The 20,418-nt window shown below is 29.4% G+C and carries 19 protein-coding genes, 1 tRNA gene and 1 other RNA gene; 5 read left to right on the forward strand and 16 right to left on the reverse strand.

Features of this window, described 5'->3' with window-relative positions:
- Nucleotides 1-332 precede the first annotated feature (332 nt).
- The 11 genes from ACRC28_RS13515 to pnuC (ACRC28_RS13565) form a co-directional block, all read right to left on the reverse strand.
- Complete coding sequence (locus ACRC28_RS13515) at nt 333-1,802, reverse strand: protein adenylyltransferase SelO (RefSeq protein ID WP_438543990.1); 1,470 nt, start codon at nt 1,800-1,802, stop codon at nt 333-335.
- A 293-nt stretch (nt 1,803-2,095) separates the two neighbouring features.
- Nucleotides 2,096-2,362, reverse strand: an RNA gene (gene ffs / locus ACRC28_RS13520) — signal recognition particle sRNA large type.
- Between the two features lie 45 nt (nt 2,363-2,407).
- Nucleotides 2,408-2,767: a hypothetical protein gene (locus tag ACRC28_RS13525; RefSeq protein WP_438543972.1), complete on the reverse strand. Its 360-nt coding sequence runs from the start codon at nt 2,765-2,767 to the stop codon at nt 2,408-2,410.
- Nucleotides 2,760-3,113, reverse strand: coding sequence for a winged helix-turn-helix transcriptional regulator (locus ACRC28_RS13530; RefSeq protein ID WP_438543973.1), 354 nt, complete (start codon nt 3,111-3,113; stop codon nt 2,760-2,762). The genes ACRC28_RS13525 and ACRC28_RS13530 overlap by 8 nt, the downstream gene beginning before the upstream one ends.
- A gap of 103 nt (nt 3,114-3,216) precedes the next feature.
- On the reverse strand, nt 3,217-3,975 hold the full coding sequence (gene pnuC, locus ACRC28_RS13535; RefSeq protein WP_438543974.1) for a nicotinamide riboside transporter PnuC: 759 nt from the start codon (nt 3,973-3,975) through the stop codon (nt 3,217-3,219).
- 256 nt (nt 3,976-4,231) lie between these two features.
- Entirely contained in the window at nt 4,232-5,005 is a 774-nt protein-coding gene (gene lgt, locus ACRC28_RS13540) for a prolipoprotein diacylglyceryl transferase (protein ID WP_438543975.1), read from the reverse strand.
- Nucleotides 5,006-5,036: 31 nt separating this feature from the next.
- A complete protein-coding gene (locus ACRC28_RS13545) occupies nt 5,037-5,495 on the reverse strand; it encodes a nucleoside deaminase (RefSeq protein ID WP_438543991.1) in 459 nt (152 codons plus the stop codon).
- A 41-nt stretch (nt 5,496-5,536) separates the two neighbouring features.
- On the reverse strand, nt 5,537-6,787 hold the full coding sequence (locus tag ACRC28_RS13550; protein ID WP_438543976.1) for an HlyC/CorC family transporter: 1,251 nt from the start codon (nt 6,785-6,787) through the stop codon (nt 5,537-5,539).
- A gap of 271 nt (nt 6,788-7,058) precedes the next feature.
- Entirely contained in the window at nt 7,059-7,442 is a 384-nt protein-coding gene (locus ACRC28_RS13555; RefSeq protein WP_438543977.1) for a heavy-metal-associated domain-containing protein, read from the reverse strand.
- 86 nt (nt 7,443-7,528) lie between these two features.
- Nucleotides 7,529-8,089: a PepSY domain-containing protein gene (locus ACRC28_RS13560; protein ID WP_438543978.1), complete on the reverse strand. Its 561-nt coding sequence runs from the start codon at nt 8,087-8,089 to the stop codon at nt 7,529-7,531.
- A 106-nt stretch (nt 8,090-8,195) separates the two neighbouring features.
- A complete protein-coding gene (pnuC, locus tag ACRC28_RS13565) occupies nt 8,196-9,014 on the reverse strand; it encodes a nicotinamide riboside transporter PnuC (protein WP_438543979.1) in 819 nt (272 codons plus the stop codon).
- 291 nt (nt 9,015-9,305) lie between these two features.
- On the opposite strand from pnuC (ACRC28_RS13565), the gene ACRC28_RS13570 reads away from it, so the two are divergent.
- Together ACRC28_RS13570 and ACRC28_RS13575 are read left to right on the forward strand one after the other, a co-directional pair.
- Nucleotides 9,306-9,932 carry a Crp/Fnr family transcriptional regulator gene (locus tag ACRC28_RS13570; protein ID WP_438543980.1) on the forward strand — a complete coding sequence of 209 codons (627 nt, stop codon included), beginning with the start codon at nt 9,306-9,308 and terminating at the stop codon, nt 9,930-9,932.
- A 170-nt stretch (nt 9,933-10,102) separates the two neighbouring features.
- The gene (locus tag ACRC28_RS13575) at nt 10,103-11,491 is read left to right on the forward strand and encodes an MFS transporter (protein WP_438543981.1); all 1,389 of its coding nucleotides are present in this window, start codon (nt 10,103-10,105) and stop codon (nt 11,489-11,491) included.
- A gap of 78 nt (nt 11,492-11,569) precedes the next feature.
- Here ACRC28_RS13575 and ACRC28_RS13580 read toward each other — a convergent pair whose 3' ends face one another.
- The 4 genes from ACRC28_RS13580 to ACRC28_RS13595 all read right to left on the reverse strand — a co-directional run bounded on the left by ACRC28_RS13580 (nt 11,570) and on the right by ACRC28_RS13595 (nt 15,748).
- A complete protein-coding gene (locus ACRC28_RS13580) occupies nt 11,570-12,454 on the reverse strand; it encodes a hypothetical protein (RefSeq protein WP_438543982.1) in 885 nt (294 codons plus the stop codon).
- A gap of 195 nt (nt 12,455-12,649) precedes the next feature.
- Nucleotides 12,650-12,724, reverse strand: a tRNA-Arg gene (locus ACRC28_RS13585).
- 46 nt (nt 12,725-12,770) lie between these two features.
- Nucleotides 12,771-15,134 carry a cation-translocating P-type ATPase gene (locus tag ACRC28_RS13590; RefSeq protein ID WP_438543983.1) on the reverse strand — a complete coding sequence of 788 codons (2,364 nt, stop codon included), beginning with the start codon at nt 15,132-15,134 and terminating at the stop codon, nt 12,771-12,773.
- A 68-nt stretch (nt 15,135-15,202) separates the two neighbouring features.
- On the reverse strand, nt 15,203-15,748 hold the full coding sequence (locus ACRC28_RS13595) for a hypothetical protein (RefSeq protein ID WP_438543984.1): 546 nt from the start codon (nt 15,746-15,748) through the stop codon (nt 15,203-15,205).
- 131 nt (nt 15,749-15,879) lie between these two features.
- On the opposite strand from ACRC28_RS13595, the gene ACRC28_RS13600 reads away from it, so the two are divergent.
- From ACRC28_RS13600 to ACRC28_RS13610, 3 genes are all read left to right on the forward strand, one after another.
- On the forward strand, nt 15,880-16,608 hold the full coding sequence (locus tag ACRC28_RS13600; protein ID WP_438543985.1) for a lysophospholipid acyltransferase family protein: 729 nt from the start codon (nt 15,880-15,882) through the stop codon (nt 16,606-16,608).
- A 132-nt stretch (nt 16,609-16,740) separates the two neighbouring features.
- Nucleotides 16,741-18,096 (forward strand): sigma-54 interaction domain-containing protein, encoded by a 1,356-nt coding sequence (locus ACRC28_RS13605; RefSeq protein ID WP_438543986.1) that lies wholly within the window; start codon nt 16,741-16,743, stop codon nt 18,094-18,096.
- Nucleotides 18,097-18,445: 349 nt separating this feature from the next.
- Nucleotides 18,446-19,753, forward strand: coding sequence for a hypothetical protein (locus ACRC28_RS13610; RefSeq protein WP_438543987.1), 1,308 nt, complete (start codon nt 18,446-18,448; stop codon nt 19,751-19,753).
- 61 nt (nt 19,754-19,814) lie between these two features.
- On the opposite strand, the gene ACRC28_RS13615 is transcribed toward ACRC28_RS13610, so the two are convergent.
- Nucleotides 19,815-20,418: linear amide C-N hydrolase (locus tag ACRC28_RS13615; RefSeq protein WP_438543988.1), on the reverse strand; the 604-nt coding region annotated here is incomplete at its 5' end.

Genomic DNA, 20,418 nt, shown 5'->3' on the forward strand with positions numbered 1-20,418 from the left:
TGAATTTTTTGAATTTAAAATGCATTTTTTATTTAAATGTATTTTTTATGTCTCATTTAAAGTATTTACCATACTTTTTTTCTTATTCACAATAGCCTTTTACCATTTTCTATGATTTTATTCTCTCTAAAATCATATTTTACATTTTAATTTTGTAAACTTATTAAATCTTCTAATAACTTTAATTTATATAAAACCATAGTTTTTTCTATATTTTTCGTTTTATCTATGAATTATATTTCTTTTCTATTTCTAAGATTTTACTAAAAAATGTTATTTGTCTCTAAAAAAATAAAAGTTCAAATAGCCTTAAAACTACTTGAACCTTCTTTTTATGTTCCACAATATGTTACATATACATCCTTTTTCTCAGGAAGTTTTGTATATTTCTCATATTCTCTATTATATTCATAAGGATTTTTTAAAGCTTCTAAAAGATTTTCCATTACAGAAAAGTCTCCTTCATTTCCAGCCTCTAAAGCTTCTTCAACTCTATGATTTCTTGGAATTACAAATGGATTAGATTTTTTCATTAATTCCATTATTTCTGCTTTGCTTTTTTCTTCTTTTTCTAACCTAACTTTCCACGCTTCAACCCACGCTTTAAATTCTTCTTTATCTTTTAATTCTGTAAAGCTATAATCATCAAGTGTTAATGCTATAAATGTATTTGTATAATCTGCTTTATACTTTTTCATCAACCCTAAAAGACTTTGAATTAAATATTCATCCTCTTCTTTTTCTAGCTCTAGTCCTAGCTTTCTTCTCATCCCTTTCAACTGTTCTACTTTATATAGAACAGTAAATTTAGCTACTTCTTTTTGTGCTATTTCTATAGCTTTTTCTCTATCTTCATGGATTAAATCTAATAAAGTTTCTGCAAACCTTGCAAGGTTCCATCCACCTATACTAGGTTGGTTTCCATAAGCATATCTTGCGTACATATCTATTGAACTAAATACAGTATCACTATCATAAGCATCCATAAAAGCACATGGTCCATAGTCTATTGTTTCACCTGAAATAAGCATATTATCAGTATTCATTACTCCATGAACAAATCCAACTAACATCCATTTTGAGATAAGCTTAGCTTGGTTCTTCACTACTTCTCTTAAAAGATATATATACTTATCTTCACTACTTTCATATCCTTTAAAATGTCTATCTAAAGTATAATCAGCTAAAGCCTTAACTTCTTCTGTTCCCCCTAAAGCTAAAGCATATTGGAATGTTCCAACTCTTATATGACTCTTTGCAATACGTGTTAATATAGCTCCCTTTAAAGCACTTTGACGATAAACCTCTTCTCCTGTTTCTACAACTGCCAAACTTCTGCTAGTTTCTATATTAAGCCCATGCATTCCTTCACTAATAATATATTCTCTTAACATTGGTTTTAATGCCGCTCTCCCATCTCCACCTCTTGAATAAGGGGTTCTCCCTGAGCCTTTAAGTTGAATATCCAAAAGTGTACCATCCTGGGTTAAATGTTCCCCTAAAAGAACTGCTCTTCCATCTCCAAGCATTGCAAAATTTCCAAATTGGTGTCCTGTGTAAGCTTGTGAAATCGGTGTAGTTTCTTCAAAAACCTTATTTCCCGATAATATATCTAAACCTTCTTCACTTTCAAAAAATTCTCTGTTTAAGCTAAGCTCTTTAATTAAATCCTCATTAATCTTAATAAGCTTTGGCTTTTTTACCTTTGTTGGTTCTTGAATAGAATAAAACATATCTGGTAATTCTAAATATGTATTCTTTAAATTAAATCCATTCTTCATAAAAACCATCCTTTCTTTTATTTATTTCTTATAGTATACCATTTTACTCTGAATTAAAATAGGAGTAGATTTTAAATCCACTCCTATTTTTTATCATTTCATTTCTTTTATTCTTTTTAATAGCTTTATTTTTAATTAATTAAAGGATTCTTTAATTTTTACATAAGAAAAAGAGGGCTATATTGTGTGGCAATAATCCCTCTTTTTCTTGTCCTATTGTTTTATATGTTAATCCTATTGAAGAGTAACCTATTTTAATTATTTAAAATGCGTTTTTTAATTTATGTACGCTTTTTATTTTTTTCATAAAAAAACTGCGCACCTCACTTCGACAGTAGCTTATAAGCGTTACCTATGTAGTTAGCTCAGGCCAGATTTATCCACGGCACACGGAAAGACACCACTTATTGCTGCTTCCTTCCAGACCTGACAAGGTTCATGGGCTTCCATTGCGTGGGACCCAGCCATCAACACCACTTTCATAGGGCAGACCGAACAAGCTAAAGCCTCAATTGAGGACTTCGATCCTGCTATAGCGGATTGCAGGTTACAGGGCACCGCTAACTCCCCATCTAGCACAGTTCTTTTTCATTCTATCACAAATGCAACCCCAGTTCAATATTTATTTAATTAGATGCTAAATCTTGTTGAAGATTTGATATGAGTTGTGTTTGCAATCCTAGTATATTGCTTGCACTATCACTTCCTACATCAGGTATCACTGCATTTAAATCTTTCGCACCTTGAACTGTTAAGCTTCCCATATTTCTCCCACTATCACTTTGTAATCTTTCTTCCATATTCTGAATTCTAAGGTTATTTACTTTTATTGTAGCTAACTGTTCTTCTGTGTATTTATTTCCATTTTTATTTATGTACGCATACTCAGTTTTTTTATCATAAACTTTTACTCCTATTATAATTGCAAATATAGCTATTATAACTATAACTCCAATTATAATTGTAATTATCCTCTTCTTATTCATCCTCTTCTCCTGTGCACATCTTTCTTAAGAATTCATATCCTTCACTATTTTTCTCACCCCAATCACACATCGCCTCTAGTATGGGATATAAACTTTTTCCTTTTTCACTAATACTATACTCCACTTTAGGAGGAATTGTATTAAACGCTTGTCTCTTTATTAAGCCATCCCTTTCAAGCTCTCTTAGCTGATTTGTTAATGTCTTTTGTGATGTATGTTTTATTATACTTTTAAGTTCTCCAAATCTCTTTTTTCCATCTTCTATAAGTACATATAATATTATAGGCTTCCACTTCCCACCTATTACATCTAATGTTACTTCTATTTCACACGTTACCTTTTTCATTTTCCCCTCCGTCAATTTTATCTTACTATATTATATTCTACAGTATCTCTTCTTATAATAGTATAAAAAAGCCTTAAGAAATTTCTTCCTTAAGGCTTATGTATTATTTATTCTTATTTAATCTTCTCCAGTTTATAAATCCGTACACTCCGTTTAATGTAAACTGAATCCACATTATAGCTCCTGATAATGAGTTAAATGAGAAACTTCCTGCACTTACTAATGAAAGTATGAATAAGATTATTCCTACTGCGTCAGTTAATATCCAGAAGTACCATTGCTCAACGTATCTCTTAATTGACATTATAACTGCACAAATCATTAATGTTGATGTTAATCCATCTATAATGAATTGCTTGTCTGGATCTATTGTTACATGGAATAATGTTGTGAATATGCTTGGTAACTCTTTTAATAATAATGCATATAACACCCAAACAACTATAAAGAATATTCCTAAAACAGTCCAACTTTTCCCATTCATTTTTCTTACTTCAAGTTCACCTGAATTACCTTGCTTTAAGTTTTTATTCCATAAATAGAAACCTATAAACTGCATTGGTATTTGGAAAAGTACATATAAAATTACTTGTCCATATATATGACTGAAATAAGCTACACATGCATATGCTGCTGCATTGAAGAATCCCCAGATGTAACAAACCACACTTGCTCTAGCTGTATAAATCGCTGCAAAAAGACCTGCAATAGTTGAAATAAATCCAAGCACTGCTGCTACTGTGAATATATCCTTTGTTGAACCTGCCATAAATGCTGGTGCAAAGAAAAGAATAACGTTTAATACTAAGAATACTAGAAAATAAATCTTGTGAAATTTAGAAAACGATTTAAAAAAGTTCATTTTTTTCTCCCCTTAATCCTTTGTTTTTAATATTATCTTTTCTCATAATACTAAAGATTTTATTAAAATAACAATTATCTTTACATAAACTTTTTAAACATTTTGTTACGAAAACATTTACTTTAACATTTACATACATTTCTCCCTTAATGTATTAGTAACACTCTTATTTTTTTATCCATATTCTGTTGTATTTCTTAACATTTTCTTTTTCAAAAAAGCTACCATAATATAAACACATTACGGTAGCTTCAATCTATGCTTTCTTTTTTATTTTCACTATATAAATTATCCCTAAAATCCCTGCTATAATCCCTGCTAAAGATATTAGTTGCGCAATTCTTAACCCAAAAAACATTAAGCTATCTGTTCTTAATCCTTCAATAAAGAATCTTCCAACTGAATATAATATCATATAACTACATATAGTTATTCCTTCATATCCCTTCTTCACTTTATAAAGAATAATCACTAATAAAACACAAACTAATATGTTCCATATTGATTCATATAAAAATGTAGGATGATAGTATTGTCCATTTATATACATTCCATCTCTAATAAACTTTGGAAAATGTGATATAAATTCTTTAGATACAGGTCCTCCATGAGCTTCACTATTCATAAAGTTACCCCATCTACCTACTGCTTGAGCTAGTATTATAGATGGTGCCACTAAATCAGCATATGCTAAAAAGTTTATCTTTTTAACTCTTGTGAATATAAACGCTGCTAGAAAAGCTCCTATAAGTCCTCCATGTATAGCAAGTCCTCCTTGCCTTATATCAAGCATTTTTAATATATCACCTTTATAATAACTCCACTCAAATATAACGTAATATGCTCTTGCTCCAATTATGGCACATGGAAAAGCTACTAAAAACAAATCTATTAATGTATCAAAATTTAAACCCTTTTTCTTTGCATTAAAATATGCTAAAACAAAGGCTAATATTATTCCACAACCAATTAATACGCCATACCACATAACTTCAAATCCACCAATTTCAAAAGCTACTGGATTATTCATAACATCCCTCCTGTTTATTCTTTTTTAATAATTATAACCTTTTATTCACATTTCTTCTACCTTCAAAAAAATCTTTAACTAAATCACCACATTTTTTATCATAATGCCATATAACTTCTACATAGGAATTTAAATGTCTATTTTGGCTCAAATCTAGAACAGTTCCACAAGCTCCCATATCACGATTAAACCACCCTATATGTAACTTTGAAATTCTACTTTGTATTATTGCGCTTATGCACATAGCACAGGGTTCTAATGTAACATACATTTCTGCACCCTTTAATCTCCAGTCCCCTTTATTTTTCACTGCTTCATTTATAGCAATAATTTCTGCATGTGCCAAAGGATTTTTAAGCTTTTCTTTTAAGTTATAGCCTTTTCCAATTATTTTTCCCTCTAATACAATAATTGCACCAACTGGAATCTCTTCGCTTTCTAATGCCTTTTTCGCTTCCTTTCTTGCTAATTCTAAATAATCCACATACATCACCTCTAAAAAATTAGGACAGCTAATAAGCTGTCCCCTTTTTACGTATATATTCTTACTTTTTTCACTCTATTTTTATCTAGCTCTTCAACTATGAATTTAATTCTATCTATTACAACTTCCTCTTTTTCTTCAGGAATTCTTCCAAGTGCACCAATTATGAGACCTCCAACAGAATCAAACTCCTCTGACTCCATATTAACTCCTATAAGCTCACTTACATCATCTAATCTTGAGCTACCATCTACAATATATTCATCTTCTTTAACAACTTCAATCATATCATTTTCTTTATCATATTCATCTTCAATTTCACCAACAATTTCTTCAATAAGGTCTTCAATAGTAACTATTCCTACTGTTCCACCATATTCATCTAAAACTATTGCCATATGATTTCTTGTTTTTTTCATTTCATTAAATAACTCAATTATTTTTTTAAATTCAAATGTAAAGAACGCATCTCTAACATAAGTTTTTAAACTAAAATTTTCATTTCTCTCTTCTGCCAATATAAGGTCCTTAACATTTAAAACACCTATTATATTGTCAATTGTATCTTCATAAACTGGTATTCTTGAAAATTGATCTTCTTTTATAACTCTTATAACTTCATTATAATCATCATTTATATCTAAAGCTGTAATATCAACTCTTTGCATCATTACATCTTTAACTTGTAAATCAGCAAAGTCAAAAACGTTAAAAATCATTTCTTTTTCAACATCTTCTAAGACACCTTCTTCTTCACTTACTCCAACCATTGTTTTAAGTTCTTCTTCTGTAATAAATGGCTCTGATGCCTTTGGATCTCCTCCAAACAGTCTTATAAAAACTGAAGACACCGCTGTAAAAATAGCCACAAAAGGTCTAAATACTCCTACACAGAATCTTATAGGCTTTGAAACCTTTAAAGATACCTTTTCAGATTTTTGTTTTGCTATAGTTTTTGGGGTTATTTCACCAAAAATAAGAACCAATACTGTCATTACACCAGTTGATATTGCAATTGCCGCATCACTTCCATTAAAAACTTTAACAGCTAAAGAAGTTGCTATAGACGATGCTCCAATATTAACTATATTGTTTCCTATAAGTATTGCTCCTAATAACTTATTTGGGTCCTCAGTAAGCCTTTCTACAAGCTTTGCACCCTTCACACCTTCCTCAACCATATGTCTTATTCTAATTTTGCTTAAAGACATTAATGCCGTTTCTGACATTGAGAAAAATCCTGATAAAATAAGTAATACTACTAATAAAATAATCTGCCCCGTATAACTAGAGTCCAACCATTATCACTCTCCTAATTTATTTATATATTTTTTCCATTATATCATATACTATGAATATTTTATAGAATGATACATCTCTTCTCTATTTAAAAGTTAAAATTATAACAATCTTTATACCTATTGTTAGAATTTTAACAATATCTATATTTTATACGAATATATTTTCTTATTATCTGTTGATATTACTTACTTTATCTCGTTCACATTTTATATTGTTAATTAAATAACAAATATTTTGTATTAACTTATTATTCTTTTTATGGTTTTTTTAGGATTTTTTTAGTAGCTTTATAGATTTATCTAAATCTCCTTCTACTTTTTCTATTACATAGTCTAAATTTGTCATTCCATTTTTTTCAATAAAATCATAATTATCTATTCCAATTCGTTTTACCTCTTCAACCCAAGCTAAAACCAAAGCTTCATTAACCTTTTTATCATCATAATTTATTTCTAGTGTTGCTTCTTCAAAATTAGCTACTATTTTTTCAATTCCATCTAGCTTTTTTAATGCAATATGTAAAAATTTCTCATATTGCATATTTTCTTCACTAATTTTTTTAAGTCCACTTATTTTAAAGATTATCTTCCCCTTCTCTTTTTTTAAAATTTTTATTTTCATCAAATTGGCTATCATCATTTTCTTAAACATTTCATCTCTCCTAAAATCTTTCTATAAAATATATCTATTCTAAGAGCATATTTTTTATTCTTTGCCACTTAATTCGAAAAATGATGTTAAACAACACGTTTAACATCATCCCTATCAATCCCTATAATCTTTCCATCCCTTGCATCTAATAATATTACAATTTCATTTCCATCTTTATGCACCATACCTTCATATGTAGGAATTTCAGCATCCCCTTCAAATTTAAATCCTTTTATCTCTCCACCTGTCGCCCTATCTAAAATTATTTTATGAGCTTCTTGAACAGTAATCACCTTACCTTCATAAGCTTTCATACTTTCATTTATTTTTTCTTCCTTGTAATCTAAAATCACTCCTGTTTTTGCATCTAAAGAAATTTCATATTCTTTTTCATTTTTTATAAGCTTCCCTTGAAATACAGGAATAAATCTATCCTTATCATATGTAAATTCTACTATTTTACTGTTTGGAACTTTATCATACATCATTTCCTTTGCTATTTTTTCATTAATTAACCCACTTTCCTGTTCAATTCCATCTTCAACTTCTGTCGCAAAAACACTTTCTATCCCTTTATCCTTCAATATAATTATTAAAGATAATACAGATACAAGTACTATTATCATTCTAAAATTAAGCTTTTTCATCTCTCTCACTCCTCTTTTGCTATATTTTCCCTCACTTTTATTTTTTTATACATTTATATAAAAAAAAAGAAATAAGGAAGGTTTCTTCCTTATTTCTCATATATTATTAAGCTACTGCTTTTCTATGCTTTTTGTTGTACATCTTTTTCCATAAGTAGAATCCATATATAGCTCCTACTCCATATTGTATCCAGTTAATTGCTCCTGATAAGTCATTTACAAGTCCTGATGCTGTAAAGTGTGTTGTTGTTACTAATCCTTCAATGAATAATACTGCTCCTATATTACAGAATATCCAGAACCACCACTGTTCTATATATCTTCTTGATGTTAAGAACATTGCCATTACTGTTAATACTGTTGTTAAAGAATCTAATTTAGGACTTGGGTCTGGTGCAATAAGCTTTCCACCAAATATTCCTTGTATTATTTCTGGTAAGTGAGTTAAGAATAAATAATATAATCCCCAGCACACTACCATTGCTACTATTGTTATTACCCAATGAACTGTTTTAAATTTCTTAATTTCAATTGTATTATCCTTTGACTTTGCCATACTCTTTTTCCAAGATATTAGTCCTGCAATCTGTATTGGTAATAGTAATATTATATTTTGAATTATCTGTCCATATAATGCACTTTCATATGATATCCATGCATATGTTATTGTGTTTATTATTAGGAAAAAGTATACTATAACTTCTCCTCTCGCTTGATATATAGACGCTAAAACTCCTGTTAATGAACATACTAAACCTATAATTGCTATTGGTGTAAATAAATCACTTACTTTCGATCCTAATAAAATAGGACTTATAAATGAAAATATACTTGCCGCCCCAAAAATAACTAAAAATGCTCTTTGGAAATTCGTAAGAGAGGTCCAAAAACCTTTCTTTTCTACAACTACTCCAGTCATCTCCATTAATCACACACTCCTCTTTCTTCTTTTGTATATAAACTTTTATTTCTTTCTTCTATGCTTCTATTATCTTTTTTTCGGTAACCCTTTTCAAGGACATTTGTCCCAAAAGAATTTAAGTTTTTTTGTACAAAATAACAGTTTTTTTAACTTCTTTTACAAACCTTATAATTTTACATAAAACATTTGAACTAAAACCTTATTTTTGGTAGGTTTATTATATACATCAGCAAGTAAAACTTTAATAGAAGAAACTCATTACACCTAAGTTTTCAAAAAAGAAGGTACATATTTATGAATAATGAAATAACATCAATCTTAAAAAAATATAAAGAACATTTTAAAACTAAAACTTTTAAAAAGAATATCCCTTTATTAACTCAAGGTAATCGAATTGATAATGTTTATGTTCTTATAGAAGGTACAGTAAAGCTTTGTCACTCAGACTTTACTAGCGATACCTATCTTATTGACATAGAAGAAGCCGAAACTATCTTTGGCGAAATTGAGGCACTGCAAAACAAACCTGTCGGAGTTACAGTTATTCCTCTAACAGAATGTAAGGCTTTAGAAATTCCTAAAGAAGCATTTCTAAAACTTCTCGCTACAGATATAGAGCTTTCTTTACTCCTTAACTTTAAATTTTCTAATAGAATGTATGAAAGTTGGGCAAGAGAAATGCGACATGTTACACTTCCTTTAAAAGATAGGATAATTTATTTTTTAATAACGATTGAAAAGAAAAATCTTTCAATCCCTTTAACAAAAAAATTATTAGTAGAAGGAGTCGGCTCAAATATCAGAAGTGTAAATAGAGCCTTACATAATTTAGTTTCTGAAAACCTTATAACATTAGAAACCTCTGTAATAAAAGTAATCTCTCTTACCCTCTTAGAAGATTATTTTGATAACTTGATTTAAAATATTTTAAGTCTATCTTATATAGTACTAACAGATAATTAAGTTTTCTTTTGAATACTTTTTTAATTTGTTAGTATTATCAATAATCTACTCCCATTTATACTATTGAATCAATTTGACCTCTTCTATGATAATGTTTACAATACTTTATAAAACAAGGGGGTTTTTATATGAAAGTTTTAACATTTCTCAAACCAGCACCAATTTCAAAAGTGATGGTACCTGAATCAAAAATCAAAAGTACCTATACCAAGCGTAGATTTTCAGTTTTTATAAGTATTTATATTGCCTACGCTGCGTACTACATTGTTAGGGACAACTTCACAATTAGCTCTCCCTACCTTATGCAATACTATCACTTTGATAAAGCAACTATTGGTTTAATTCTTTCTTGCTTAGCAATTTCCTATGGAATTTCTAAATTTATTATGGGGTCTTTAGCCGATAAATGTAATCCGCGATATTATATCGCAACAGGTTTAATCGGTTCTTCTGTTTTAAATTTTCTCTTTGGTGCCACTAGTAATAAATATATTATGATATTACTCATCGTTCTTATGGGAATTTTTCAAGGAATGGGAGCTCCAGCTGCTCATAAAACATTAGCCGTTTGGTTTTCAAATAAAGAGCGTGGAACTTATGTTTCTACTTGGAATACTTCGCATAATGTTGGTGGTGGATTAATTCCATTACTTGTTACTCTAGCTTTATCTATATTTGGTTTAAGATATTGGAAATCAATTTTCTTTTTTCCATCTGTTCTATCTATTATTTTAGCTATTATTGTTATTTTATTTGGTGCAGATACTCCTGAAAGTGTTGGTTTACCACCTATAGAAGAGTTTAAGAAAAATGATTATTCTAATGAAAATGGTAATGTTACAGTAGTTGAAGCTCATAACAAGCTACCTCTATTCGATATTATTAAACAATGTATATTAAAAAGACCTGCAATTTGGATATTGGCACTTTCAAATGCTGCTGTTTATATCATACGATATGGAATTGAAAATTGGATTCCTATTTATCTACATGCTGTAAAAGGATTTACTCTAGCCCAATCAAGAGACTGTTTTTCTATTTATGAATTTGCTGCTATTCCCGGTACAATATTAATTGGTATTATAAGTGATAAAATATTCAAAGGAAAACGTTCCGGCCTAGCTGCAGCTTTAATCTTTTTATTAAGTTTAACATTTATTGCTTATTGGGTAACTAAATCTAGCACTCTTATCTATTTTGAGGTTGGTATAATGGGAATTTTAGTTTATGGCCCACAAATGCTAATTACCGTCTTAACTATGGATTTAGTTCCAAAGTTTGCTGTTGGTGGTACTGATGGGTTCGTCGGATTATTTGGATATATTTTTGGTGAGGTAATTGCTTCTTATGCAATTGGAGCCCTAGTCGATTCATTAGGTTGGAAAGCTTCCTTTTTCACAATTATCATTGCCTCAATTATAAGTATCATATGTTTTATTATTTTAATTAATGTTGAAAAACATATAAATAAAGGACTTGATAAAATTTATTCTCACTTTAACTTAAATCAAAACTAATATATATTATTAATGGTAAATGAGTCGATTATTTTTAAACGAGCCATTTACCATTATATTTTTGTATTTCTTTTTATGCTACTTTTTATTTATATATTCTAGAATAGCTAAACTCAATATGTCTATAACCTTTTTCTCTTTGTGTTTTTTAAGATATTTATTGAATTTATCATTCACTTCTTTATAAAGTCTTATTGAACGAGTTGTAGTTTCTTTTGTATTTTTTATTGTAATTACATTTTCACTTTTAGACTCTCCATTTTCTAAAACAGAAATTCTTTCCTCAAGCTTCATTAATAAGTCTCTAATGTCACTTACTTCACTTGTATCTTCAAGATTTGCTCTATTTTCATTTGTAACTTCAGTCTTTATTTCTTCATTAACTACATCTTTCTTAGTTATTTCCTTCTCTACACTTTCCTTTTCCTTAGTTTTATTCCACAAACTCTCTCTAAGCTTACTAAGTGCTTTCTCTACTTCAAATTCTGCTGGTTCTATTACAGCTTCTTCATCTATATTACCTTCTTCAACACTTGCTATAGCTTCTTCTATATTTTTAGCTACTTCAATTTCTTCTATTATTTTCTTTTCTTCTTTTAATTCTTTAGCCTCATTAACCTTCTTAGGAGTTTTAGCCTTTTCTACATCTTCACTTTGGCTATCTACATTTAGTTCTACACTTTTCTTCGCCTTAGCTTTTTTAACTTCCTTCACTTTATCAGCTTTCTTCTTAACTGATTTCTTTTTAGCCCCTTCCTCAATAACCACTTTAGCTATTTCACCCTCAATAACATACTGATTAAGTTCCTTATTGTATACATAACCTTCTCTTTTAAGCCTTGTCAAAACACTAGATCTTGCAAGATTAACTTCCTTACATATAACAACACCACTCTTACCAGCCTTAAGTCCATCATTAAATAACTTCGCTAACTCTTTCGTTTTATAATCACTAATCTTCATCCGTATAACTCTCCTTTTAAATTAACCTTTTCCTTAATTATATAGCATTTAAAGTATATTAAAAACAATTTATTACTAAACATAATACAAATTTTAATGTACTCCTTTCCAACTCTTAACTTTTCCTTATTAACTCTTAACTTAAAAAAAACGCCTTAACTTTTAAATCCAAAGCTAAGACGTTTTCTACATATTTGGCACCCCCAACAAGAATCGAACTTGTATCTATCCCTTAGGAGGGGACTATTCTATCCATTAAACTATGAGGGCCTATAATAAAATACTATTATAAGTTTCCTCTTCTGTCAATTATTTATTATTTTTCTATGTGTCTTTTAGTTCTGATTAAACTTACTACAATTGCAAGTACTGGAATTGATGCAACTACAGTTGCTCCTGATATTAACCACTCCATTTTATTTATTGGTGCTAATGAGAATATCATTCTTCCTATTGGTGTTATAAATGCTAATGCTATTATCCCACTCATAATAAGTCCTAATCCTATTTTGAAAGGTGTTAATGGTAATGATACTTTAAATAAAATTACTATACTTACACCTGCCAGCATTAATACTGCTAGTGTTTGTGATTTATGAAGTCCAACTCCTGCATGATACGATATCATAAAGGTTCCTGTTACAAATATTGAAATCAAAATTCCATTTGGTATACTCGCTGTTAGTATTCTTCCTAAGAACCCTTTTTTTACTCTGTTTTGATTTGGTAATACTGCTAAGAATAATGCTGGTATTCCAATTGCACAGCTTCCTATTAATGATAGTTGTATTGGGTCTATTGGGAATGGCATCATTAACACAGAAAACACTACTGCTAGTATTATTGAGTAAGTTGTTTTTGATAAAAACAACTGTGCTACTCTTTCTAAATTGTTTATTTGTTGTCTTCCCTCTGCAACTACCTTTGGTAATGCACTAAAGTTTGATTTCATTAATACTAATTGTGCTACAGCTTTTGTTGCATCTGAACCATTTGCCATTGCAATTCCACAATCTGCTTCTTTAAGTGCTAATACATCGTTTACTCCATCACCAGTCATTGCAACAGTATGGTCTTTTGCTTGAAGTGCTTTTACAAAAGCCTTTTTCTGATGTGGTGTAACTCTTCCAAACACAGTATATTTTTCAACTGCTTCTTTTAAAGCTTCTTCATCTTCTCCAAGTTCTCTTGCATCTACATAATTTTCTGCTCCAAAAACGCCTGCTCTCTTTGCTACTGCTGATACAGTTACAGGGTTATCTCCTGATATAACTTTTACATCAACACCCTCTTCATTAAAATATTTTAGTGTTTCTGGTGCATCTGCTCTTATTATATCTTCAATCAAGATTAATGCTATTGGCTCCATGTCTGATAATGTTTCTGTTTTTACTGTTTTTAAAGAAGTTTCTCCAAGAGCTAAAACTCTTCTACCTTTTATAGCTTCTTTTTCTACCATTTCTTTAATTTCAGAATATCTATTTCCCATTACAATTTCTGGTGCACCTAAGATAAATGTTCCTTTATCTTCTATTATTAATCCTCCCCATTTTCTCTTTGATGAAAATGGCATTTTTTCTATTATTTCAAAACCTGGTTTTTCAGGATATTTATCTAAAATAGCTATTTGTGTTGGATTTTTACTTGGAAGCTCATGTGCTATTGTGCTTAATATATCATCAACTTCTTTTTCAGAATATTTTTTTGATAAATCTTCTACTCCAACTAAATTTAATCTACCTTCTGTTATTGTTCCTGTTTTATCAACACATAAAACATCTACCCTTGCAAGAACTTCTGTTGCTGATAACTCTTGAACTAAAGTATCATATTTAGACAGCTTTATTATTGCTACTATAAATGTTGCACTTGTTAAAAGTACTAAACCTTCTGGCACCATTCCTATAATACCTGAAACTGTTCCAAGTATAGCTTCATTAACGCTTGTTTTTATAAATACTAATTGGCTTACTGCTAAAAGTATTCCTATTGGAACTATCATTATTAGTAATATTTTAAGTATTTTATTAGTTGCATTTTGAAGTTCTGAATTTGTTATCTTAAATTTTCTAGCTTCATCTGCAAGCTTTGATGAGTATGTATTGGCTCCAACTTTAGTAACCTCCATATACCCTTCTCCTGCTACTACAAAACTTCCTGATAACATTCTATCATTAACTTTTTTCCCTATTGGATCAGCTTCTCCAGTTAACATTGATTCATCTATTTCAATTTCGCTACTTTGAAGTAGTTCTCCATCTGCTAGAATTTGATCTCCTGTAGTTAAAAAAACTACATCATCTTTAACTATTTCTTCAATTCCAATGGACTCTTTCTTCCCATTTCTAATAACGTTACAATGCGCTTCACTTATTACTGATAGCTTTTCAATAATATTTTTAGCTTTAACCTCTTGAATCACTCCAATTAAACTATTTACTATAATAACTCCTGCAAATATTGCATTTTTAGGAGATCCAGCAAAAATTACTGCTGCTGCTAAAACTAAGTTTAATGCATTGAACATCGTAAAGAAATTTGACCTAATTATTTGAGGCATTGTTTTAGAAGGTGCTTTTTGAAGAAGATTAACTTCTCCTTTTTTTATTCTTTCTTCAACTTGTTCATCTGTTAATCCAAAAATGTCCTTTGTTTCATTTTTCATAGATCTACATTCCATGCTCAAACTCCTTACAAAATATTTAGTTTTCCCTAATTATATTTTATACACTAAACCTTAACTAATCCTTAAATTTTATTCCTAATTTTGTGTAATTCGTTATTTATTTCTTCTATATCTTTATTTTTAGCTAAATCCTTTAAAGAGTTTATATATCCCGATATTTCTCCTATCCTGTATTTCTTTTCTTTTGTCCAATCTAGTAATTCTCTTACTTCTTCATTGTCACTAGGTCTATTGTTTATTATCCAATTTATATTTTCTCTTTCTCTTTTCATTATATTTTTACTTATTTTCACTTTTTTTGTATCGTTATATGTATTGTTTTTTATAATGTATATGTTGTATCCATTTTGAGCTAATTTTTGAAGATATCCTACACTTTTATTTATATCATCTTCTTCATCTAAATAAATTATATAACCTGTAACGCCTCCTTTTTCCTTTGGTGATAATTTTATATATTCTCTATAGTTATTCACAGAAACCATATCCTTATCCACATATTCAGCATAATTCTCTACACCTTCTTGTGCATAACTTATAACCATATTTGTCATACATAAAAATATGCTAATTATTATTATTCCTAAAATTTTTTTATATTTTTTCATTTTTCTCACCTCTCTTTATATGTTTTCCCTAAATTAAAATAATTAAAACAACTCACTTTAAATTTTCCTGGATTTATACTATACTTTTTAATAGACTTAATAAGTTTTAATTAATTTTAGGAGGAAAACTTATGCTTAGAACTATAATCTTTTATCCTTGTGTAGTTTTCACATTATTTTTATCATTCTTTGCTTCATTTAAGTATAGATTTAGTGATAAACCTGCAAGTGATAAAGAATTTAATAAAAGTGTCTATAAAATATCTTCTGCTTGGGCTGGTCTTATGATGAAGCTTAGTGGTGCAACTGTTAAAGTTTATGGACAGGAAAAACTTAATGAAGATGAAACATACCTTTATGTAGCAAATCACCAAAGTAACTTTGATATTCCACTTTTAATGAGTGCAATCAAAGGCCCTAAAGGATTTATTGCTAAAAAGGAACTTGAAAATATCCCATTCCTTAGTTTTTGGATGAAAAAAATGCATTGTGTCTTTATGGATAGATCTAATGTAAGAAAATCAGCAGAAGCAATCGTTCAAGGAATACAATTTTTAAAAGCAAGTCAGTCTATGGTAGTCTTTCCTGAAGGAACTAGAAGTAAAGGAAGTGCTGTTAAAGAATTTAAAGCAGGAAGCTTTAAATTAGCCTTAAAATCTAAGGTAAAAATAGTACCCGTTACAATAAATGGTTCTTACAAACTCTTAGATGCTAATGGCGGAAAAATTGTCGCATCTGATGTAGAAGTTTATCTTCATGATCCAATAGATGTAATAAATCTTTCAAAAGAAGAAATAACAAATCTTCATGTAACCGTTAGAGATATTGTTGTAGCTAAATTACCAGAAAATCAAAAATAATTATAAGGTGCCCTAAATAAAATTTTATTTAGGGCACCTTATAATTTATATTTTGTTAATTTTTTGTTTTTTTGTAAATAATATTTTGGATATATAATTATTTTTTACCAATTATTTTTAGGAGGATTAATTATGTTACCAAATTTAGATTCTAATATCTATAAAGAAATTTTAGATAGTCTCCCTTATGAAGTGTTTGTTACTGATGATAAAGGATTTGTTTTATATTGTAATGATGCTTTTTCAAAAAATTATTGCTATGACGTTGATAATTTACTTGGAAAACATGTTAAAACAATCTCCCCTTCTATAAAAAAGGGAAAAGCTATAATACCACTTGTTATAAAAAATAAAAAGGAAATATCCCTTTTTCAAGAAACAATACATGGAAAAAAACTACTTTTAACTGCAAAACCACTTTTAGATACTGATGGCAACATAAAAATTATTATTGAAAGTGGAAGGGAACTTTTAAATGCTCCGCATAATCTCAATAATTCTACTTCTGAGGATAATTTTCTTAGTAGTCCCGATTCTACTTTAGATAGTTATAACCCCGAACTTTCTGTGTTTACTAATTTGAATAATTTTAAAGCTCTAATTAAAATAGCAAAGTATGATGTCACTATTCTACTACTAGGTGAATCAGGCACCGGAAAGTCAACTTGTGCTAAATTTATACATGCCTCTAGCTTAAGAAAAGATCAACCCTTTATAACTGTCAATTGCACAACTATACCAGAATCTTTAATAGAATCTGAACTATTTGGTTATGTTAAAGGTGCCTTTACAGGTGCTTCAAAAGATGGAAAAAAGGGACTTGTTGATTCTGCCAATAAAGGAACATTATTTTTAGATGAAATAGGAGATTTACCACTGCCATCTCAAAGCAAACTCCTTGAACTTATACAAGAAAATACCTACACTCCTGTTGGTGGAACATCAAAAAAATCTGCTAACATCAGAATAATTGCAGCAACTAATAAAAACTTAGCTCAAATGGTTAGTATTGGCTCTTTTAGAGAAGATTTATATTATAGACTTAACGTAATTGAATATACACTTTTACCTCTTCGTGAGCGGAAAAATGATATATCTACTTTAAGTAAAGTTTTACTAAAAAAATTAAATACAAAATACAATACAAATAAAATTTTTAGTGATGAACTTCTCCATGAAATTTCCACTTATGATTGGCCTGGGAACATACGTCAACTTGAACATGTACTTGAGAAACTTATCATCACATCCGATATTGATACATTAACTATGGAACAAGTGTACGAGCATCTTAATTACACAAAACCATCTTTAGAGGCACCTCATATATTAAAGTTTCCCTCACTTAAATCTCATCTCATCTCAGCTGAAAGAGATTTAATCATAGCTGCTTATAACGAATATAAATCTTCCTATAAAATAGCTGAAGCCTTAGGTATTTCACAGAGCCAAGCCTCTAGAAAAGTTAGAAAATATTTATTCAAATAAAAACTACGACTTAATATATCGCCTGTATTAAGTCGTAGTTTTTGCTTTTATTTTAATCTTTAGTACTAAAAGCATGCCTCATTTTAAGTCTTTTATGCATTAATTATTATTTTTCATTTAATACCGTAAGTTATAAATGACTTACAGTATTAACCATTATTTGTTTTATAAGTTTATTTTGACTTGTTTTGTAACTACGCCTCATATTTATGTCTATTTTAGGCACTTTTCTGAATAGTAATTTTTATTCTTTTAAATTTCTCTATGAATTTTTGGCACAGGTTTTGCTTAATATAATCTTGTAATAATTTAATTTGTTATAAAATATTCGTAATAGGAGTTGATTTATATGTCTACTATTGAACAAAGTCTTAATTCATTCTCAAATATGATTTGGGCTGTATTCATTCCAATCTTAATAATTATAGCGCTTTACGTATCAATAAAAATCATTTTTAAAGTCCAAAAACAAATTACATCAGGTGGTACTTTATCCTTAAAAAAAGTAGTTGGTCCAGCTGCCATTTCTCTTGGTAATATGCTTGGTACCGGAGCTATTATAGGTGTTTTAGGTTCACTTAGCCAAACTGCTGCTGAAGGTCAACATTTTATAGAAGCTCTTTGCTTTTGGGCACTTGTTGGTGCATTATTCTTAATTCCACTAACATATTGTGAAACCTTAATTTCTAAGGCTACTAAACTTTCACCAAAGGATTATATTAGTAAGTTTATAACACCTAAAGCAGGTCTTGTTTACTCAGTATGCTTTGTAGTTTTATTTGTATTTGGATTTGGAGGATTCCAATTTAGTGGTATAAATGCTGCTTTTGCAATAAGTGCTAATAAAAGCTTTCATATTGCATTATCTTCAAGCCAGATGTTTTGGTTTATTGCATTTCCCATAATACTAATTTTATCTTTAATAGTTTTATCAAAAAAGAATAATGTATTTTTAAGCGCACTAACATTAATAATATCAGTTGCCGTGGTTCTTTATTTAGTATTCTTTATTTGTTTTCTATTTAAAACTAGAAGCTACTTACCAGTATTCTTTGGTGATATGGGAAAAGCAATAGAGAACCCTGTTGCTATGTACATCGGTATTCCAGTCGGAATAGTTTTAGGAATGCAAAGAACTATTCAAACTGCTTCTTTAGGACTTGGTGCTTTAGCAATCGCTGCTGAAGAGGCTGATAATGCTCCAATTCCAGCTGCTCTCATTTCCTCTATTTCCGGATTAATCGCAGTTTTTATTGCAATTTTTGCTACTTCATACATAACATCATACGGAGTATCTCATTCAATAATTACATTACCTTCTGGAAGTTTTGAGAGACTTATTGGATTCTATAATACTGGAATTTCTGTAACTGGTATATTTGGACTTGTTTCAATAGCTGCCTTTTCAATACTTTCTGGTATTGCTTCATTATTAGGTCCATATTTCTATTTGCAAAAGCTTTTAAATATAAAAGAAAACTATAAAATAGCACTTTATATCGTTTTAATTTCCATAGCTGGAATTCTTGCTGTTGTAGGATTCTCAATAGTTTTTGCATTAGTTAATTTCTTGTTATTCCTAGTTTGTGGAATAAACATTATAGCTCTTACTATATTTGCTATTAAAGGCTTTAAAGAATACAGACTATCCTCTTAATAAATAAGATAAAAAAGCTCCCAAATCGTTTGATTTGGGAGCTTTTTAAGTCTCTAATATATTATCTAAAATCAGCTGTTACATCTTCATAATTTCTTTCCTTAGTAAGTGGCATTCTTAATTTTTTACCATCTTCTTTAAAGTTCAATTTATTTAATTCAATTCTTCTTATATTTTGATCATTTATATCTTTTACATACATTATTCCATTAGTTAAATCTTTTACTAATGTAAACTGTGTAATTTCTGTTACTCCGTCTTCACTTACTGGTAATAAGAATTTACCCATTTTTTTAATCATTTCACTTGGCATATGTTGGCATGTTGACCCTGCAACTATATCAAATGAATTTAAGATATGAAATGCTACATCCACTACTGTGTTATCATCATAATGTGCATTTTCAGTTAAAAATGATGCTCTTACAAATCTAGACATTGGAGTCATATCACCAGGTAAACCTAAAGCTCCTGATCCTTGACCTAAATGTGCTATTGTTCTATCACCAAATTTAACTGTTGGTCTACAATATTTATCTAAATTTGTGTAATTACCTAAGTTTATTAATTGCACTGGGAATTCTGGTGAATTTGTTAAAACTCCAAAATCATTTTCATAAATTTTAATTTCTTTATTAATAAATTCAACAACTATAGCTTTTCCA

This window comes from Clostridium sp. (genome assembly GCF_051650885.1).
Taxonomy (GTDB): Bacteria; Bacillota; Clostridia; order Clostridiales; family Clostridiaceae; genus Clostridium.

Bases quoted from the DNA above. Each gene is read 5' to 3' on its own strand.
- ACRC28_RS13555 (WP_438543977.1), bottom strand. From the start codon at position 7,442: ATGTTTAAGAAAATGATGATAGCCAATTTGATGAAAATAAAAATTTTA.
- ACRC28_RS13575 (WP_438543981.1), top strand. From the start codon at position 10,103: ATGAAAGTTTTAACATTTCTCAAACCAGCACCAATTTCAAAAGTGATG.
- ACRC28_RS13525 (WP_438543972.1), bottom strand. From the start codon at position 2,767: ATGAATAAGAAGAGGATAATTACAATTATAATTGGAGTTATAGTTATA.
- ACRC28_RS13545 (WP_438543991.1), bottom strand. From the start codon at position 5,495: ATGTATGTGGATTATTTAGAATTAGCAAGAAAGGAAGCGAAAAAGGCA.
- ACRC28_RS13590 (WP_438543983.1), bottom strand. From the start codon at position 15,134: ATGGAATGTAGATCTATGAAAAATGAAACAAAGGACATTTTTGGATTA.
- ACRC28_RS13595 (WP_438543984.1), bottom strand. From the start codon at position 15,748: ATGAAAAAATATAAAAAAATTTTAGGAATAATAATAATTAGCATATTT.
- ACRC28_RS13605 (WP_438543986.1), top strand. From the start codon at position 16,741: ATGTTACCAAATTTAGATTCTAATATCTATAAAGAAATTTTAGATAGT.
- ACRC28_RS13600 (WP_438543985.1), top strand. From the start codon at position 15,880: ATGCTTAGAACTATAATCTTTTATCCTTGTGTAGTTTTCACATTATTT.
- ACRC28_RS13610 (WP_438543987.1), top strand. From the start codon at position 18,446: ATGTCTACTATTGAACAAAGTCTTAATTCATTCTCAAATATGATTTGG.
- ACRC28_RS13530 (WP_438543973.1), bottom strand. From the start codon at position 3,113: ATGAAAAAGGTAACGTGTGAAATAGAAGTAACATTAGATGTAATAGGT.
- ACRC28_RS13580 (WP_438543982.1), bottom strand. From the start codon at position 12,454: ATGAAGATTAGTGATTATAAAACGAAAGAGTTAGCGAAGTTATTTAAT.
- ACRC28_RS13560 (WP_438543978.1), bottom strand. From the start codon at position 8,089: ATGAAAAAGCTTAATTTTAGAATGATAATAGTACTTGTATCTGTATTA.
- ACRC28_RS13570 (WP_438543980.1), top strand. From the start codon at position 9,306: ATGAATAATGAAATAACATCAATCTTAAAAAAATATAAAGAACATTTT.
- pnuC (WP_438543974.1), bottom strand. From the start codon at position 3,975: ATGAACTTTTTTAAATCGTTTTCTAAATTTCACAAGATTTATTTTCTA.
- lgt (WP_438543975.1), bottom strand. From the start codon at position 5,005: ATGAATAATCCAGTAGCTTTTGAAATTGGTGGATTTGAAGTTATGTGG.
- pnuC (WP_438543979.1), bottom strand. From the start codon at position 9,014: ATGGAGATGACTGGAGTAGTTGTAGAAAAGAAAGGTTTTTGGACCTCT.